Consider the following 18,029-nt stretch of genomic DNA (forward strand, 5'->3'; position numbering starts at 1 on the left):
TTAAATTGTTATTGATTTTTCTTTTACAAATTTACGGCGGTTATGCTTCTGCATCGATTAACCTAGATTAAGAAATAAAAACGCACTATTTTTTGAAAACATCAAAAGCAAACCAAATAACATTCCGATTTAATAAAGGCTTTGAAAACAAGGCTTTCGGAGAAGTATCAGATTTTAGAACCTACGATATATCGTAATTTTATGATTTAAAAATGGCATATTTAGAAAATCTATACTTGTTTACTAAATGCTATTCCTTATTTTTACGCTATCACCGCCAAAATACCACAATAAATACCGTTTATGGAAAAGCCTTTAGATAAAGCTGCGATCGTAATAAACCGATTGCAGGAAAGAGAAAATGAACAAATGAATATTATGTCTATTTGTACAGCACTTTCTCGGGCTTTAAACAAAAAGGAACTAGAATCTGTTGTAAACGGAATATTAAAAGAGAACTTTCAATTTGATGATTTTATTTTGGCTTCTTCTGATGAAAGCAAAGGAGATTATTTCATTTTTCATTCAACAGATCAATATGTAGATTCAAAAAGTTATGCTATAAATGATGGCTTTTTTGATGATTGCCTTAATTTTGCTGATGTAGTTTCTTTCGATTTGTCAAATTCAAAACATCCAGATTATATTCAGAACATTTATAAAAGAGGCTCTAAAAATGCATTCGGAATTGGGCTTCCTTATATAAAAGGAAATCGAAATGTGCTTTTTCTTTTTTTTAAAAATGCTAAAACTTTCAGCAGAGAATCGAATCGCGTTTTGAGAGGAATTGTGATGCAGCTTTCTATTACGGTGAGAAACATTATGCTGACTCAGCAAAATGAAAATACGCTAGCCGAGTTGCAATTATTGCAGCAGCATATTTTAGGAAAGAAAGAAAAAAACATTCTAAAAAAGGAAGGTTTTCACGGAATTATAGGGACTAGCGACGCTATGAAAGACGTTTATGAATTGATTGCTCAAGGAGCCTCTTCAAATTCTACGGTTTTAATTTTGGGAGAAACAGGAACGGGAAAAGAACTTGTCGCAAGTGCAATTCATAATTTATCTGAAGTTTCCAACCAAAAAATGATTAAGGTAAATTGCGCTTCAATTCCTGAAAACTTAATCGAAAGCGAATTATTCGGTCATGAAAAAGGCGCTTTTACAGGAGCAACCGAACAAAGAATCGGGAAATTTGAGCAAGCCGAAAACAGTACCATTTTTCTAGACGAAATAGGAGAGCTGCCATTAGAATTGCAAGGTAAACTGCTTCGTGTTTTACAAGAAAAGGAAATTGAAAGGGTTGGCGGAAACAAAAGCATAAAAGTGAATGCGAGAGTTATTGCCGCAACCAATAAAATACTTGAAAAAGAAGTTTATGGCGACCGTTTTAGAAGTGATTTATATTTTCGATTGAATGTTTATCCGATAAAGCTTCCTGCTTTACGCGACCGTAAAGAAGATATTCCGGTTTTGGGACATTTTTTCTTGGAAAAGCATGCCACAAAAATGGGGAGAAATGTAAAACGGTTTTCTAAAAAAGTACTCAATAGTATGATGACTAACGCATGGCCTGGAAATGTGCGTGAGCTAGAAAATATGGTAGAAAGAAGCATCTTGTTTGCCAAAGATGAAAAGATCAAAGAAATGATTTTTCCTGAAATTGTAATGGCTAGCCCAGATACTTTAGTCAATGATTTTTATACCAAAACCCTTCAAGAAGTAGAAAAGGAGCACATTCTAAAAGTGATAAAAAAATGCAACGGACGAATTTCGGGGCCGCAGGGCGCAGCTGTTTTACTCGGTTTGCCGTCTACAACATTGACTTCTAGAATGAAGAAGCTCGGAATTAAAAAAGAACATTTTTTGGATTGATTTTTTTGAAAGTGTAAAGTGTTTTAACACATAGAAACATAGATTTTAGCTTGTGTAAAAGGCGTTTCACTTGCATAAATACACATAGCGCTATGTGTTAGAAACTAGTTTCTTTTTTAAGTCTTTTCAAGATCGAATAAACTATGTTTCTATGTGTTTAAAAAAAATATCAACTTTGACAAAGTTCGACAGAACCTGAAACCTGAAACTATTTTAAACCAACTTTATAAAAATAGATTTTCTAAGTTTAGGTTCCATATTTTTGGTTTTGTGACCTTTTCCTGTCGTATCTTCTACCAATAAAATAGAACCCGTATTGAATGTCCTTTTTTCTCCTAACGAAGTTTCAATTTCTACGCCTCCTTCCAGCAAAACAATATATTGGCGATCTGGAGCATTATGAAAATCGTAATCGTAAGAAGGGCTAACTTCTCTAAAAACGATAGATTTGACAGGTTCATCGTCAGATAAAAATCCGATATCGCCATTGTTTTTTAACGGAACTTCAAAGTCTTCAAAATGACTTTCTCCATTGGCATCGCTGTAAACACGAGTTATCGTAATCATTATTTTTTATTAAAAATTAATGCGTTGGCACAATTTATTTCGTCTTGACTGATCGTATGTCCCATATTTGGGTAGATTTTTTTAGTAACATCTGCGCCCATTTTTTCCATAAGCGCTTCGGTCGCATGAACTCTTTCTACAGGAACGTGAAAATCTGGATCGCTTGTTCCGATAAAAACAGGTGTATTTTCGAAGTTTCCTGAATAATGATTTTCATAAACTTGATCTCCAATTAATCCGCCCGTGAAAGCTACGATTCCACCATATTTTGCTGCATTTCTTGTAGTGAATTCTAAAGCAAGACAAGCGCCTTGAGAAAATCCTAAGAAATAAATATTCTCTTTTTCGATTCCGTTTTGCTGTATAGCGACCACAACTTTATGTATAGCTTCCAATGATTTTGAAAAGGATGGTTCGTTTTCGTTTAAAGGAGCTAGAAACGAATACGGATACCAAGTTCTATTTTCTGCCTGAGGCGCAACCAATGCAAAGTCATCTACCTTAAGGTGTTTTGCAATCGAAAGAATATCATGAGCGCTAGCACCGCGTCCGTGAATTAGAATCAGGGCTTTTTTAGCTTCATTTAAAGGAATGCCATCTGTTAAAATATCTGTATTCATAGTTTTTTTGTTTTAAATTATTAGAACAGCGAATTAATGTTTCACGCAGATTTAAAGAGATTTTAGCAGATTTTAAAGTTGATTATAAAAAATCTGCGTAAATTTTTTTCAGCTAAAAATCTGCATTATCTGCCAAATCTGCGAGAGAAAATTCACACCATTTTATCAAGAATTATTTCTTCCAGATATCTTCGTATTCGTCTGGATGTCTTTTAAATTGCGCGTGAACGTAAGGACAAAGCGGTAAAACTTTCAGGTTATTGGCACGAACGTAAGAGACCATTTCTTCTAAAAGTTTCTTAGCATAGCCTTTTCCTTCTGCTTCTGGCTCAACTCCTGTGTGGTAAACGGTCAGTAAATCTGGTTTGATGCTTACAGTCATTTCTCCTAGTTTTTTATCGTCTACATAAAGGTTGAAAGCACCATGTTTTTTCTCGTCTAATTCTAGTTTTATTGTTTCCATGTTTTTGGTTTTTAATGGTTTGTGGGATTTAAACGCAAAGTTCGCTAAGTTTTTTACTTTTTGATTACGCAAAAAATTTACGCAGAGTTCGCTAAGATTTTTTTTTAAGAACTTAAGCTAGATCTAAATATTGAGTTCGCAAAGGTTTGTGCGGATAAAACTTTGTCTAAATAAAGCCTTTGCGAACTTTAAATTTTTCAATTAATCTTTAATTAAAACTTAGCGTACTTTGCGTAAACCTTAGCGAACTTTGCGGTTAAATCTGCGGTTAAATCTGCAGTTAAATCTGCGGTTAAAATTTTTAATTATATCCTTGTTTTATACCTAATTTTTTCATTTTTGAATACAAAGTCTGCGGTTGTAGTTTTAAAAGTTCGGCAGCGCCACCGACACCCGAAACTTTGCCATTGCACATTTGAAGCGCATTCATAATATGTTCTTTTTCCATTTCTTCCATCGACTTTATTTTGTCTGTACCGATTTCTAAAGGCACGATAGGGGCAATGGAAGATAAATCAAATTTTTCAATTTCGTTTGTTTTGGCGAGAAGTACATTTCTTTCAATCAAATGTTCTAATTCGCGTATATTTCCTGGCCAGCTGTAATTTTTTAATTGTTCTAAGGCTTTTGCGCTTATACTGTTTACGTTTCTTCTCGAAATGGCTGCATATTTTTTTAGAAAATAAGTAGCAAGCATTTCAATATCTTCTTTTCGTTCTCTTAAAGAAGGCAATTGTATCGGAAACACATTTAGTCTGTAATATAAGTCTAATCTAAAACGGCCTTCTGCAACTTCTTTTTCAAGAATTTTATTAGTGGCCGCTACAATTCGAACATTAATTTTAATTGTTTTATTGCCTCCAAGACGCTGAATTTCTTTTTCTTGCAGAACTCGTAATAATTTAACTTGAGAATCTAGCGGTAATTCTCCAATTTCATCCAGAAAAATAGTTCCGTTATTGGCTTGTTCAAATTTACCGATTCTTAAGGCATTAGCTCCTGTAAAAGCGCCTTTTTCGTGTCCAAAAAGTTCAGATTCTATTAAAGATTGCGGTAAAGCGGCGCAGTTTACCACTACAATCGGATGTGAGTTGTGTGCCGAAAGTTCGTGTATGACGTTTGCTGCTCTTTCTTTTCCGGTACCGCTTTCGCCTAAAATTAAAACAGAAGTTTCAGTTGGAGCTACAATTTTTATTTTCTCAATGGCTTCTTTTAGGAGAGGACTCTGACCAATAATTCCTTGAATTTCTTGAGTTTCTGGATTTGCATGTTTTACTGCCAAATCTTCTTTTTCTTGATTAAATCGATATCTGGCAATATCCAGCATTACAACAAGATCTTTTTCTCTAAAAGGCTTTACCATAAAACCGTACGGATGTGTAGCTTTTACAGCTTCAAGTGTACTTTGATTGGTATTTGCTGAAATATAGAGAAAAGGCAGATTTTTTTGGCGAAGTTCCCAAGCGAGATCAATTCCAGTCAATTGGCCTTTTAAAATAATATCTAGCAGAATCCAGTCAGGGCTTTTTTCTTCGATTAGTTTTCGAGCCTGAGCTACAGAGGCAGCAATGCCAACAACTTGATAACCCGCTTTATGCAGCATGATTTTTAAATCATTTGCAACTATAAATTCATCTTCAACAATTAGTAGTTTCTCCTTCATTACATTGTTTGTATAATTTCAGAATTTTCAGGAATAGCCAAGAATTTGGAGTTTTTTAGAAATTTCTTTTGGATCGATTTTAGGATTCCCTTTCAGAGAAAAGGGAACTAAAATCATTTTTTAAAGATACTATATTATCAGAAATGTGCAATCCGAAAATGTAGGTTTGACTAGCTTTTTCGGTAGTATAAGTAGCAAATAATCATGGCTGCTCCTGGTAGAATTAAAGTTCCTAATCCGAAAAACTTTCCTGCAACTGCTCCTAGAAAACATCCAACAAGAAATCCGATTAAGGTTATAAACTGTTTTTTAAAACTTAAAAGAACTTCGGCATCTTTAAACCCATTTTTTAATAAACTTCCTAAATCAAGAGAAGCTTGAGTCACATTTCCTGTCATCATAGTGGTTGGTCCATAGGTTTCTTTAGCATAAAGTTTTCCAAAAGCATTCTGAAGCCCCATTGCAAAAACTGTTGTCATAGCAACTGTATACATGGTCCATTGTTCGAAGTTTTGCAAATAGCCAAAAACATAAGATGCAATACCGCTTAAAACCAATATTATACCTTCCCAAAATAAAATAGTGTAGCGATTGGTTGCCTTTAGCGCAATTCTTCCTCCTGTAATTACCGCAATAATGAAAACAGGAAAAGTAAGCAGTTTTACCCAAGCATGAAGGTCTGAACCTTTTACAATCTGATAGGCAAAAACGATAAAGTTACCTGTTACGTGCGCCGAAAATATAGAATCGGCTGCGACAAAAGTGACGGTATCGCAATACCCTGCTATTATGGTGAGAAGCAGGGTTACGTACCAAATATTTTTTTGTTGAATTTCCATAATTTGTTTTTAGTTTAAATGTGCACGAAGCATCCACGCCATTTTTTCATGATTTTCTACAAGACCTGTGATAAAATCGCTTGTTCCAGCATCTTGCAATTCATTGGCAATAGGGTTAATGTTTTCTCGAAGATAAATAATAATGCTTTCGTGATCTAAAAGCAATTCTTTGATAAAACCATTACTGTCGTTTTTCTCTTTTAATTCTTCTGTTAAATGTGTCAGCGCTAAAAAATCTTTTAAAGTCGCTGGAGCATAATGACCTAAAGCTCTAATTCTTTCTGCAACCGTGTCTACAATTTCGTCAATTGCGTCGTATTGCTGTTCAAAGAAAAGGTGTTTGTTGTAGAAATCTGGGCCTTCAACGTTCCAGTGTGCTCTTTTTGTTTTGGTATAAAGTACGAATTCGTCTGCAAGAATTTTAGTTAATACATCAACGATTTTTGAGATGTTATCTTGCTTAATTCCGATGTTTGTTTTCATTTTTAAATTAGGTTTAGTAAATAATATTTATGTTTAAGGGTAATTAAATTAAACATATAGAAACATAGATTTTTCTTGTTTTTGGAAAAAAATAAAGAAAAAAACTAGTTTTTCACACATAGATTGTTGCGTTGAAAAAGGCAGATGAAAGAATTAATAATTAAAAATTAAAAAATCTGCTTAATCTGCTCAATCTGCGAGAGAATAAAACAATCTATGAGTATTCATGCAAGTGAAACGCCTTTTACTCGCTTCAAAAAAGCTATGTTTCTATGTGTTTAAAAATTAATTTATGTATTTGATTAAAATTTGAATCCAAGACGGGCATTAAAGAAAACTCCGTCTTTTGAGTTCGGAATCATGTCATCGATAAAAGCACCTGTTTTGAAGTACTGAATACCGCTGACAACCGAAATATATTTGTTTACGCTATAGGTAAAATTGGCGAGATAGGCAGTTCCGATATATCTTTCGTCAGAATCGCTTCCGCGAAGATTTAAAATTCCGCTTGGCCTATAAACTCCGTCTTGTGTTGAAAATCTCCAGTTTAGAACCACATCGACCTGCATCTTTAGCTGTGGCAATAAATCCATCGTAGCATACGGATGAATATCGATAAGGTTTACTGGTCCAACTTGCGGACTAAAACCAAAATATCCTCCTTTTGGATACAGCGGATTAAATGTTTGAAGATTTCCGTTGCCTTGATTTTTATCTCCTGAGATATAATCGTTTCTAAGATTTATGGTGGGTTTAAATTTTACGTTTTCAAACATATACCCAATATCTACAGATCCAGTCCAAGCATTGATATTTCCTGAGCCAAAAGTTCCGAATTGATAGGCTGCTTCGAGGTTGTAAATAAAACCTCCACCATATTTCCATAATCTCGAACCGATTGTATGCCTTCTTTCAGGAGCAATTCCTTCTTCAAAAACAGATTCATCTCTTCTGAACCCGAGATAATACAGATCAAGATTTCCTGCTTTTGGAAAAATTATTTTAGAATAGGCACCCCAAAGGTTAAGCTGTTTAGACATTTTATTATCAAAAACACCGTTATGAACCGTGTCGGCCATCATGGCAAAGGCGTCAACTGATACTCTTGACGAAGTGTACATTAATTTTCCTCCTGTAAAATAAAGCCTCGTATTTGGACCTTCTCTAACAGAAATTAACCTTCCAGAACCATAGTCCAATTCTTGTCTTCCAGCGCGGACGGTTATTTTTTTGTCTTTTTGCTGCCATACATTCACATCTACAAAAAGATTCTGCACATTCAGCTGATCTTCGTCTATTCCGCGAGCGCCATTTACACGGCCATCTTCTAGGGCGCTTCTTAATTGGGCAAATATTCTAAAGCGTTTTCCCAAATGCACATCGGCATGAAGATCGTAACGCTGGAGTAAGAAATTGTTGTGCCCAATATTGAATCGTCCCCAGTCTTCATTGTTGAAATCAACATATTCATATCTGGCTTCGCCACCAATAGACATGTAAACCTCTTTATCTTGATTTAAGGGAATGAACTTTAATCGTTCGTAAAAGTTTCTGTTTGAATCTTTTAAGAATTCATAATTTTCATCGTAACGGAGCAGCTTAAAACTTTGAGCTGATGCCGTGTTTCCTATCAAAAGAAAAGAAACAATACACATGAAAAGGATTTTTGATAATATGGATTTTGATGATTCCAACATAATGAAGCGTAAGAGATTTATAATAAAATGAATTAGTCCGATTAGTGTTTCAACATGTTATGTGCGTAGTGAATACCAATTCCGTAAGAACCGCCATATTTTTTCATTAAAGAAGTAACAGGACCGTAAGTTGCTTCGCGTGCCCAGTCTCTTTGAAGTTCTAATAAATATTGAATAGAAGTTATAGGAATTGCTCCAGCTTGAACCATTCTTTGTACAGCACGTTCGTGAGCTTCAGCAGTAACATCACCACAAGCATCTGTAATAATGTACACTTCGTAACCTTCTTCAATTGCAGACAATGCAGGCCCTACGATGCAAACGCCTGTCCAAAGTCCAGCAAGCACAATTTTCTTTTTGTTTTTTGCTACGATAGCTTTATAAGCATTTTCGTCTTCCCAAGTATTCATGGTAGTTCTGTCAATGTACCCAGAAGTAGCAATTGGATAAAATTCTTCTAATTCTGGAAAAACAGGTCCAGAAAAGCTTTCTTCTGCAACTGTAGTTACAACTGTTGCTACGTTAAAAATTTTCGATGCTCCAGCAACAATTGCCACATTCGTGCGTAATTCGCTTACTGGAATATTGTGCGTTGCGAAGGCCATTTGTCCTTCAAAATCGATTAATACTAATGCGTGATTATCTGGTGATAATAAGTTAACTGATGGTTTCATACTATTTATTTTTAAGATTTTTAATTGGTTAGGCTAATGAAATACAATAATCATTAGCGATATTTCGTGTTTTTTTTAAAGATTAGTGCGTAGACAATTTCTTAATCATTTCAGAAGAAATTGAGTCGGCATAAATTCCAAAAGCGCTGGTTAAAACACCTTTGATATTGTAGATTTCAGATTTAATCCCGTAGACAATATCTTCATCTCCTGGATCGGTATCTCCTTCAAAACGGAATAAATATTCGATTTTGAATTCTTCTGGCGACATGCTCTGCGTATTGTTATTGTAGCGAATACAGTTAGAATCCAGATTAAAGTTTTCTGTAAAACCTTGTGTACTCAACCACTGCAAAGCTTCTGTAACCGTATCAAAAGAGGGTTGTTGAAAAAAACTCATAATGTGAGAAGATTAAACTACCTGTAAATAAACCTTTACAGGCAGTGGTTTTGGATTATTTGATGAAATCTAAAATATCGTTGTTGATCGTTTCTGCCTCTGTTGTAGGCATACCATGAGGAAATCCAGGATAAGAAATTAATTTTCCGTTTTTCAACAATTTTGCAGCTCTTGGCGCTTGACCATAAGGAACAATTTGGTCGTCTTCTCCGTGCAATACTAAAACTGGAATATCTAAACTTTTTAAATCTTCTGTAAAATCAGATTCAGAGAATGCTTTAATTCCTTCGTAGTGAGAAAGTACAGAACCCATCATTCCTTGACGCCACCAATTTGCTTTGATGCCTTCTTGAACGGTTTGTCCTTCGCGGTTCCATCCGTAGAAAGGAATAGGGAAATCGTAGAAATATTGTGCTCTGTTGAATCCTGTTCCTTTTCTGATTTCGTCAAAAACTGACAATGGAACTCCTTCTGGATTAGATTCGTTTTGAATCATTATTGGCGTAACTGCACTTATGATTACCGCTTTTGCAACACGACCTTTTCCGTATTTTGCAGCATAACGAATTACTTCACCACCACCTGTTGAGTGTCCAACATGTATAGCATCTTTTAAGTCTAAAGCTTCAGTCAATTCAGCGATATCAGATGCGTAAGTTTCCATGTTATTTCCTTCAGAAGCTTGACTAGAACGACCATGTCCGCGTCTGTCGTGTGCAATAACTCTGTAGCCTTTTTGAAGGAAAAACATCATTTGTGCATCCCAATCGTCACTCGATAAAGGCCATCCGTGGTGAAAAACAATTGGTTGTCCTGTTCCCCAGTCTTTGTAATAAATTTGTGTTCCGTCTTTTACTGTAAATGTGCTCATGATTTTTTGATTTTAGGATTAATTTTATTTTGAAATATTTGAATACTTAATAATTATGTTTAACTTTTTAACAAATGGTTTAATAGATGTTCAATGTTGTGGTGTTTCTGATGCAAACTTATTACGGAAAAGCATCTGCATCGATTAACCTAGATTAAGAAGTGAAAAATGATGTTAAAAAATTTAGCTTATCGGAATCTTTCCTAGAGAAATTTGCTTTTTCTTTTCTACAAAAAGCTGGATCTTGACCTGAAAAAGGCTGTAGTTTTGGTCTCATAATGTGTAGCATTTTTAAGTGATTTAGTAGAATGCCATAACAATTGCCAATTAACGTGCCTTATTCGCAGTGTCTTTATTTTAAGGGGTTTGTTTAAAAATGGATGTTTTTTTATTTACGATATTTCGTTATTTTATGAATAGTCCGTTTTTTGTAAATAAAAATGGATCTGTGATTTATTAAATAAAAAATCTGAATTAGTTAAAATAAATACAAAATAGTATGTACTTTTGCCACCAAACTATTTGAACAAGCACTTGAAAAGGTTAATCATCATAGCACTTTCTATTTTACTTATGTCGCCATCTTTTGGCAGCTTGTTTATTTATGCTTCTTTTAAAATCAATCAGAAAGAAATTGCGAAAACGATTTGCGTTCAGCGTAAACAGGCTTTTAACAGTTGTAACGGTCGATGCGAACTTCAAAAAAGCATTAAAAAATATTCTGATAATGAACGAAAAATGCAAGACAGTCTAAAAGACCAATTAGAGCTTGTGTATGTTCAAAATACTGCTGAAATCACTTTTGGCGCAATTCCAGTGATGGAATCAAAAGATAACACTTCAATTTTGTTTGAGAAGAAACCAATCGGAGCTTCTAATCTTACTTTTCATCCTCCTCTCTACACAGTGTAGAGATCACTATTTAGTTTTAAATTCCAAATTCCAAATTCCAAGTTCCAGATTCCAAATTCAATTCTGAATTTTGAATGGATTGGCAGAATTACTCGAATTAAAAATTCTAAGTTTAGGCTAGGATTATATAATTTATTATTCTAAAAACTGATTTTGATCTTCTTTGTAATTGAAAGGGAAAATTTTTCCATTTTCATTTACGTTGCCATTCTTTTGGCTCACTCACAGCATTTTGGCTCTTTTTTTGGTATTCAAAAATTTATGGCAGGGTGCTATATTTTAAACGTTTTTTATAATATCATCAAATGAAATCTTTTAATTTTTGGATAATCGCACTATTGTTTGCGGTTACTTCCTGTACAATTGATAAAACAGATTACGAAGCTGAAATAGGTTCTGAAGTTCCTGAAAATCTAGAATTTAAAGAAGCAACATCTCTTACAAGCGGTAACTATAAGATTAGTATAGAAGCTTTAAACGGAACTTTTTATAAAGGATATAATGAGCTTCATTTTAAAATTATCAATACTCAAAACAACCAAGAATTGACGACAGCTGCGGTAACTTTTTTACCCATAATAAGTAATGCCGACGGAAGCAAAAGTTCTTGTCCGCATGAGTATAATGTGTTGTATGATTCTACCAATAAATACTACAACGGTTATGCTGTTTTTACGGGAGAAAGCACTACAACAGCAAGCTGGAAATTGTACATCAGTTTTACAGCTGATAACCAAAAGTATGAGATCAATAAAGATGTTACTGTTCAAAAACAAAGCAATAAAAACCTCAATATGACTGCTTTTGCAGGAAATGATGGCGAGCAATATGTAATTGCCTTGATTTCGCCTCAAAAACCTACAGTTTCAGAAAACGCGTTGGTTGCGGGTGTTTACAAATACAATAAGCCAACAACTCCAGCAGGAACTTTTCCAGATCCGGCACAGTTTTCTTATTCTAAAGTTGTGGGATACACTTTAAAATTAGATCCTAGAATGCCAGAACCTTCTATGGGAAATCATTCTTCGCCAAATAATAAGGATTTGACACAAGAAAACGATGGTTTGTATCACGGTGTTGTTAATTATACGATGACAGGAAACTGGACCTTAAACTTAATTATGATGAACCAAAACGGTTTAATCGTAAGAGGGACTATAGTTCCAACCGATCATACGCCAGGAGTAGAAGGCGTGAAAAGTGAACTTTATATTGATACTTTATTTTAAAAACATGAAATATATTATAATGCTGCTTTTCTTGGGTTTTTCAGTTACAGCTCAAAATCAGCATGCACATCACGATAGCATAAAAAACTTAGAAGAAGTAACGGTAAAAAACGCGACGAAAAAGAAAATAGAAACCGAGATGAAAATGGCTGTTTCTGTTGATGAATTTTTGTCTTCATCTGATAATATTAGTTTTATAAAACGCGGAGCTTACGCTTGGGAACCTTTATTAAACAACATGAGTACAGAACGTTCTACGGTTACCATTGACGGAATGCATGTTTTTGGCGCGTGTACCGATAAAATGGATCCAATTACGTCTTATGTTGAAAGTAATAATCTGGCGGCAGTAGATATTAAATCGGGTCAGGAGGGAAGCTTGCATGGAGCAACTGTTGCGGGAAGTATTGATTTAAAAAGAAAAAGCACGCCATTTGGACTTCAGAAGAAATGGAATGGAGCGTATCAAACAGGGTTTGAATTTAATAACAAGCAATTTTTCAATTTAGGAAATATTGCTTATTCAGGGACAAAATTTGTGGCCGACGGAAGCGTTTCGTATCGTACGGCCGATAATTATTACGACGGAAACAACAACGAAGTAAAGCATTCTCAATACAATAAATTCAATACTTCGTTAGGTTTGGCGTATAAAACCAGCGATTTATCATCGGTTAGATTAGATGCGATTTTTGATGTGGCAAAAGATGTGGGTTATCCTGCTTTGCCAATGGATTTGTGGCTTTCGCGAGCGCTAATTACTTCAGCTTCTTATAAGCAATTGTTCGAAGAAGGTTTGGTTAGAGTAGTGGACACTAAAGTATATTTTAATGCCATTGAGCATTATATGGACGATACAACACGACCAGAAAACTTGGTTCACATGGATATGCCGGGTTGGAGCACAACATACGGATTGGTTTCGAAAGCGAATTTGAAAAAGAATGATTACTCTTCTGAAATTCAGCTGAATGCTTACGATAATTTGTCTATTGCAGAAATGCGCATGTATCCGCAAGATCGAAGCGAAAGAACGATGTTTGCTTACAGTTGGCCTTGGGTTACCACTCGTTATGCAGGACTTTCTATGAATAATTCTTGGGACATTTCTGAAAAAAGTCAAGTGCATTTGGGAGGCTCTTTGGGAGTGAATTATAATTATTCTAAATATGTAGAATTCAATTGGATTTTTCATCCAGGAGCACCTCAAGAAAAGACGAGATTTCTGCCAAGTCTAAATGCGGCCTATAACTTAAATATTGATCAGTTTAATTTTTCTGTCGGAACGGGTTATGGCCATAGAGCGCCTTCTGTTTCTGAGGGTTACGGTTATTATATCTATAATAGTTTTGACCGTTATGATTACATTGGAGATCCGAATCTAAAAAATGAAATTTCGTATGAAGGAAATGCAAGTGCAGGTTTTAAAACCGAAAGATTGAGCATTCAAGGAAAAGTCAACTATTTCTATATTCAGAATTATATTATTGGTAAAATCCTAAGCATGGGAAGTCCGATGAATTATCAATCGGTTGGAGTAAAAGGGTATACGTCATTAGATTATGCAACGCTTTTAAATATGTCTGCCAATGTGAGTTACGATATTTTAGAGCATTTGCATTGGAAAGGAACACTTACCTATGCACGCGGAATGGATAATAAAGGAGGAAATCTGCCTTTTATACGTCCGTTAAGCTATTTGACTTCTATTCATTATATGTATAAAAATTTTGGAATCCAGACTTCTGTAAATGGCGATTTTGAACAGATTAATTACAGTCCAGAATATGGAGAAGATCAAACAGCGTCTTATGCCATTTGGAATATTTCTGCCGATTATTCTTTTAAAATTAATAAGGTGCAAAGCAGGATACAAATTGGTGCAGAGAACGTATTAAATGCGTATTACAGTACTTATGCTGACTGGGGAAATATCCCGAGAATGGGACGTAATATTTTCACATCTTTAAAATTGAATTTCTAATCTGTTGACTAAAATTAAATTGAAACACATAGAAACATAGTTTTTTTAATGTTGAAAAAAAAAGAAAATAGAGAATAGAAAAAAGAAACTAGTTTCTAACACATAGTTCTACGACAACGTTTGTCAGGATGACAAAAAAGTGCATAAAAAGGATAATTATAATTAAAAATGAAAAAAGTTTTTAGTATCACAATGACGATTCTGTTCCTGCTGGTTTCTTTCCAGCAGGCGCTTATCGTGGTGCACTTTAAACTGAATCAAGTTGCTATAGAAAAAGAATTTTGTGTTAACAAAGCTAAGCCAGAACTGCAATGTCATGGTAAATGCCATTTGAAGAAAGAACTTCAAGAATCGGAAAAAAATACCGATTTGGAATTGAGAAGCATTAGCAAAAAGATCGATATTGCTTTAAACACAACATTTGAGTTTCAGGTTCCACTATTAAAAACTATAACCCCCAAGAAAGTGTCAATCTACAAAGAATCGGATCGACTAGAACCTTGCCTTGAAATTTTTGTACCGCCGCCTATTTTATAATCTTCCTTTCGATTAATAAAATAGCCATTGCGTTAGATTGAATTTTAACACATAGAAGCATAGATTTTTCTTTTTTGGTAAAGGAAATTTAAAGAAACTAGTTTCTAACACATAGTTTGCTAGGTGAATTTAAATTAGTGAAACGCCTTTTTTAAGTTTAGAAAACTATGTTTCTATGTGTTAGAATAATTTAGCTAAATGGTTTAAAATCAGTACAGAAATTAAAATCATAAAAATGCAAAATTTTAAAAAATACCTTTTATTATCAGTGGCCGCTTTGGCATTTGTTTCATGTTCAAACGATGACGATGCTCCAGCAGCAAACAATGTAACGTTAGAATTCAACAATACGTTCAAAGATAAAACCATTGTTTTGGGAGATGCAACTTCAACATCTGCGTCTACAAATACTTCAGCGGTAGGACAAGTGCATCATTTTTCTGAAGTAAAATATGTGATTAGTAATATTCGTCTAATAAAAGATGACGGAAGTGAAGTGCCTTACAACGTAAATGATTTAGACAAAGGTGCAACAGTAATCGATCAGGCAAAAGTAGCTTCATTAAGCTATGTTTTGAGCAATGTGCCTTCTGCGTCATACAAGCAGATTAAATTTGGTTTGGGTATTAAAACAGAACAAAATACGCTAGACCAAACAAGATTTCCTAAGTTTTACGCAGCAGCTGGTGCCAACGACACGGCAATGATGTGGGAATGGGGAACAGGATATCGTTTTACAAAAGTTGAAGGATTTTATGATACAGACAATAAAGCTATGTCTATTCATACAGGAAGTACTGTTGCAGGAGAAGAAGGAGCGTATAAGCAAGGTGTAAATGCGTATAGAGATATTACGCTAAACCTTACTACAAACGCAACTGTAGGTAAAAATGCTCCGAAAATCAAAATTAAAGCTGATTTGGACAAATTGTTGAGCGGTAAAATCAATACAATTACATTGTCTACAGGAACAGGAATGGGCGATAATGCAACTCCAAATGTTCATACTGCAGCGCAAATGGTAAAATTTGTCGATAATTTAGGAGGAAACGTAACAAACGATATTACAGGAATGTTTTCTGTAACTAGTGTAGAAAACTAAATTAACTCTTAGGTTTTGAAGATTAATTGCCTCCATCTTTAGATGGAGGTAAATAAAATTTGCGCCAATAAGGCTTTAGCCTAAATACGCTAGTTTGGCTAAAGCCTAGCTAATTTACATTTCTTAAATCCCTAGTTGAAACTAGGGGCTATTGGAAAACTTTAATCAAGCAAAAATCAATTTTAATCTGCTAAAATCTTTATAAAATCTGCGTGAAATATTTTTGCGAATAGATTTTTTCACGCAGATTAAAAAGGATTAAAGCAGATTTATACAGATTAAATTTAATCTAAATGTTGTAAAAATATTTCAGAGCCGTCTGAAATTTTAAAAGACGGCTCTATTTTAAAATTCATTAAAATGAAAAAAATAGTTGGCTTTATCCTAATGGTACTCTTTTTCACTTCTTGTAGCAGTAGTGATTCTGATGAGACTTATTTTGATAATCCTGAGCTTTCATTGCCTATTCCGACTGATTTTCCAGAGGTAAACAGTTATGTGAGTTTGAACAAGCCTACAAAATATGGTGCCGAATTGGGCGAAAAGCTTTTCTCAGATAAAAGATTTAGTAAAGACAATACCATTTCGTGTTCAAGCTGTCATATCCAAGCAAATGCTTTTGCAGACCATAACGCGCGAGCTATTGGAATTGAAGGAAGAGTGGGACTTAGAAATGCGCCGCCGATTCAGAATTTGATGTTTTTAAAATTCTTTAATTGGGATGGAAGCAGATTGCAATTAGAAACCCAGCCTTTGGTTCCTATTATAACTCACGAAGAAATGGATTCTTCGATTTTGGAAGTTATCGGGAAAATTAAAGATGATGCTTCGTATAAAGAGATGTTCAAAAACGCATTTGGAGATCAGGAAATTACACCCGATAGAATTTATAAAAGTATTGCTCAGTTCGAATACACCTTGATTTCTGTTAATAGCAAATACGATAAAGTAAAACGAAAAGAAGGGCAAACGTTTACAGAAGGCGAAGCTGCAGGCTATGCCACATTTCAGCAGAAATGCGCTAGCTGTCATAGCACCGAATTGTTTACAGATCAGAGTTTTAGAAATATAGGTTTTCCTTTAAACACAGATTCTAATGAGGCAGGACGAGGCAGAGTGACCGGAATTCCGTCTGATTTTATGAGTTTTAGAGTTCCAAGTTTGCGAAATGTCGAATATACAGCACCTTACGGAAGTTTTGGTCAGTTTGCTACCTTAAGAGCTGTTTTAGATTATTTTGATAATGGAGTCTTGAGTGCAGAAAATTTAGATCCTATTTTTAAAAATAATGGCAATAGAATTCCGCTTACAGAACAAGAAAAAGAGAATCTTCTTGCATTTATGAAAACCCTGAGCGACAAAGGTTTTACAGGAAATTAGTTTGAAAAGTATTGATTTTACTGATGTTTTGCATTTCTTTTTTAAAAAGACAAAGATGTTTATAATATGTTGATAAATAATACGTTGCGAACTGTGTTAAAATCTGATTTCGATAGATTAAATGTTTTAAATTTATAACTGAATGATAGTTAATTATTTAAAAATTTTTGAATATGGAAAGAGCTATAAAATTACAGGTTCGCAAAGAACTTGACGGAAAACAAGAAGTAAACATTATTAAACTAAAAGGGAGTTTAATAACCAAAGGCTACACAGAAATTATCCATATTAGCGACAAGGATGATGAATTCTACATTAATTCTTTTGCAACTAAAACAGAAGCAAGTAAAGAAGTAAAAGAATTTATTTTGGATTTTATAAACAAAGAAAATTTAAGCAATACAATCAGCGTTCTAGCATAAGAGATAGAATCGCAGGATTGTAATGCTTAAATTATAATACTTAATAAGTAGCTTTTAGTTTAAATTGCATTTGTAAAACTTGTATTTTGATCCAGATAAAGATGCTGATCTTTTAAAATTTCATCTGGTTTCTCGTCCCAATCTCCCCAATCTCCTACATAAGTTTTACGAAATATTAATTCATTATTATCACCATCACAAACCAAAGTTCGGTCTGTACAGGTTTTATTGTTTGGACTGAAATTTATTTGTGTATTTTTCATGGCGCAAGTATTTAATTGTTTGTAAATGAGATCATAAAATTAAAAAGA

19 protein-coding genes are annotated in these 18,029 nt (G+C 34.2%); 8 read left to right on the top strand and 11 right to left on the bottom strand.

Annotated features, from left to right (window positions below; all coding sequences use genetic code 11):
* Positions 1-303: 303 nt before the first annotated feature.
* The gene (locus BSF41_RS08845) at positions 304-1,875 is read left to right on the top strand and encodes a sigma-54-dependent Fis family transcriptional regulator (RefSeq protein ID WP_095929141.1); all 1,572 of its coding nucleotides are present in this window, start codon (positions 304-306) and stop codon (positions 1,873-1,875) included.
* 213 nt (positions 1,876-2,088) lie between these two features.
* On the opposite strand, the gene BSF41_RS08850 is transcribed toward BSF41_RS08845, so the two are convergent.
* The 10 genes from BSF41_RS08850 to BSF41_RS08895 all read right to left on the bottom strand — a co-directional run bounded on the left by BSF41_RS08850 (position 2,089) and on the right by BSF41_RS08895 (position 10,152).
* Positions 2,089-2,442, bottom strand: a complete 354-nt coding sequence (locus BSF41_RS08850) for a hypothetical protein (protein ID WP_095929142.1) — start codon at positions 2,440-2,442, stop codon at positions 2,089-2,091.
* Complete coding sequence (locus BSF41_RS08855) at positions 2,442-3,062, bottom strand: alpha/beta hydrolase (protein WP_095929143.1); 621 nt, start codon at positions 3,060-3,062, stop codon at positions 2,442-2,444. The genes BSF41_RS08850 and BSF41_RS08855 overlap by 1 nt, the downstream gene beginning before the upstream one ends.
* A gap of 172 nt (positions 3,063-3,234) precedes the next feature.
* On the bottom strand, positions 3,235-3,525 hold the full coding sequence (locus BSF41_RS08860) for a GNAT family N-acetyltransferase (RefSeq protein ID WP_095929144.1): 291 nt from the start codon (positions 3,523-3,525) through the stop codon (positions 3,235-3,237).
* A gap of 301 nt (positions 3,526-3,826) precedes the next feature.
* On the bottom strand, positions 3,827-5,188 hold the full coding sequence (locus BSF41_RS08865; RefSeq protein ID WP_095929145.1) for a sigma-54 dependent transcriptional regulator: 1,362 nt from the start codon (positions 5,186-5,188) through the stop codon (positions 3,827-3,829).
* Positions 5,189-5,358: 170 nt separating this feature from the next.
* The gene (locus tag BSF41_RS08870) at positions 5,359-6,027 is read right to left on the bottom strand and encodes a YoaK family protein (protein WP_095929146.1); all 669 of its coding nucleotides are present in this window, start codon (positions 6,025-6,027) and stop codon (positions 5,359-5,361) included.
* A gap of 9 nt (positions 6,028-6,036) precedes the next feature.
* On the bottom strand, positions 6,037-6,510 hold the full coding sequence (locus BSF41_RS08875) for a Dps family protein (RefSeq protein ID WP_095929147.1): 474 nt from the start codon (positions 6,508-6,510) through the stop codon (positions 6,037-6,039).
* A 302-nt stretch (positions 6,511-6,812) separates the two neighbouring features.
* Positions 6,813-8,165, bottom strand: a complete 1,353-nt coding sequence (locus tag BSF41_RS08880; RefSeq protein WP_253251786.1) for an alginate export family protein — start codon at positions 8,163-8,165, stop codon at positions 6,813-6,815.
* A gap of 83 nt (positions 8,166-8,248) precedes the next feature.
* Positions 8,249-8,881, bottom strand: coding sequence for a hydrolase (locus BSF41_RS08885; RefSeq protein ID WP_095929149.1), 633 nt, complete (start codon positions 8,879-8,881; stop codon positions 8,249-8,251).
* 82 nt (positions 8,882-8,963) lie between these two features.
* On the bottom strand, positions 8,964-9,281 hold the full coding sequence (locus BSF41_RS08890) for a phosphoribosylpyrophosphate synthetase (protein WP_095929150.1): 318 nt from the start codon (positions 9,279-9,281) through the stop codon (positions 8,964-8,966).
* A 55-nt stretch (positions 9,282-9,336) separates the two neighbouring features.
* A complete protein-coding gene (locus BSF41_RS08895) occupies positions 9,337-10,152 on the bottom strand; it encodes an alpha/beta fold hydrolase (protein WP_095929151.1) in 816 nt (271 codons plus the stop codon).
* Positions 10,153-10,686: 534 nt separating this feature from the next.
* Here BSF41_RS08895 and BSF41_RS08900 point away from each other — a divergent pair.
* The 7 genes from BSF41_RS08900 (at position 10,687) to BSF41_RS08930 (ending at position 17,718) form a co-directional block, all read left to right on the top strand.
* Positions 10,687-11,064: a hypothetical protein gene (locus BSF41_RS08900; RefSeq protein ID WP_253251787.1), complete on the top strand. Its 378-nt coding sequence runs from the start codon at positions 10,687-10,689 to the stop codon at positions 11,062-11,064.
* A 305-nt stretch (positions 11,065-11,369) separates the two neighbouring features.
* Positions 11,370-12,293, top strand: a complete 924-nt coding sequence (locus tag BSF41_RS08905; RefSeq protein WP_095929153.1) for a hypothetical protein — start codon at positions 11,370-11,372, stop codon at positions 12,291-12,293.
* Positions 12,294-12,297: 4 nt separating this feature from the next.
* Entirely contained in the window at positions 12,298-14,277 is a 1,980-nt protein-coding gene (locus BSF41_RS08910; protein ID WP_095929154.1) for a TonB-dependent siderophore receptor, read from the top strand.
* A gap of 168 nt (positions 14,278-14,445) precedes the next feature.
* Positions 14,446-14,814, top strand: a complete 369-nt coding sequence (locus BSF41_RS08915) for a hypothetical protein (RefSeq protein ID WP_141248132.1) — start codon at positions 14,446-14,448, stop codon at positions 14,812-14,814.
* Between the two features lie 235 nt (positions 14,815-15,049).
* The gene (locus BSF41_RS08920; protein WP_095929156.1) at positions 15,050-15,916 is read left to right on the top strand and encodes an MbnP family protein; all 867 of its coding nucleotides are present in this window, start codon (positions 15,050-15,052) and stop codon (positions 15,914-15,916) included.
* 360 nt (positions 15,917-16,276) lie between these two features.
* Positions 16,277-17,296 carry a cytochrome-c peroxidase gene (locus BSF41_RS08925; protein ID WP_095929157.1) on the top strand — a complete coding sequence of 340 codons (1,020 nt, stop codon included), beginning with the start codon at positions 16,277-16,279 and terminating at the stop codon, positions 17,294-17,296.
* A gap of 173 nt (positions 17,297-17,469) precedes the next feature.
* Entirely contained in the window at positions 17,470-17,718 is a 249-nt protein-coding gene (locus BSF41_RS08930; RefSeq protein WP_095929158.1) for a hypothetical protein, read from the top strand.
* A 59-nt stretch (positions 17,719-17,777) separates the two neighbouring features.
* Here BSF41_RS08930 and BSF41_RS08935 read toward each other — a convergent pair whose 3' ends face one another.
* Positions 17,778-17,981 carry a hypothetical protein gene (locus BSF41_RS08935; RefSeq protein ID WP_095929159.1) on the bottom strand — a complete coding sequence of 68 codons (204 nt, stop codon included), beginning with the start codon at positions 17,979-17,981 and terminating at the stop codon, positions 17,778-17,780.
* Between the last annotated feature and the right edge of the window lie 48 nt (positions 17,982-18,029).

The sequence above is a fragment of the Flavobacterium sp. ACN2 genome (assembly GCF_002303885.1).
Taxonomy (GTDB): domain Bacteria; phylum Bacteroidota; class Bacteroidia; order Flavobacteriales; family Flavobacteriaceae; genus Flavobacterium.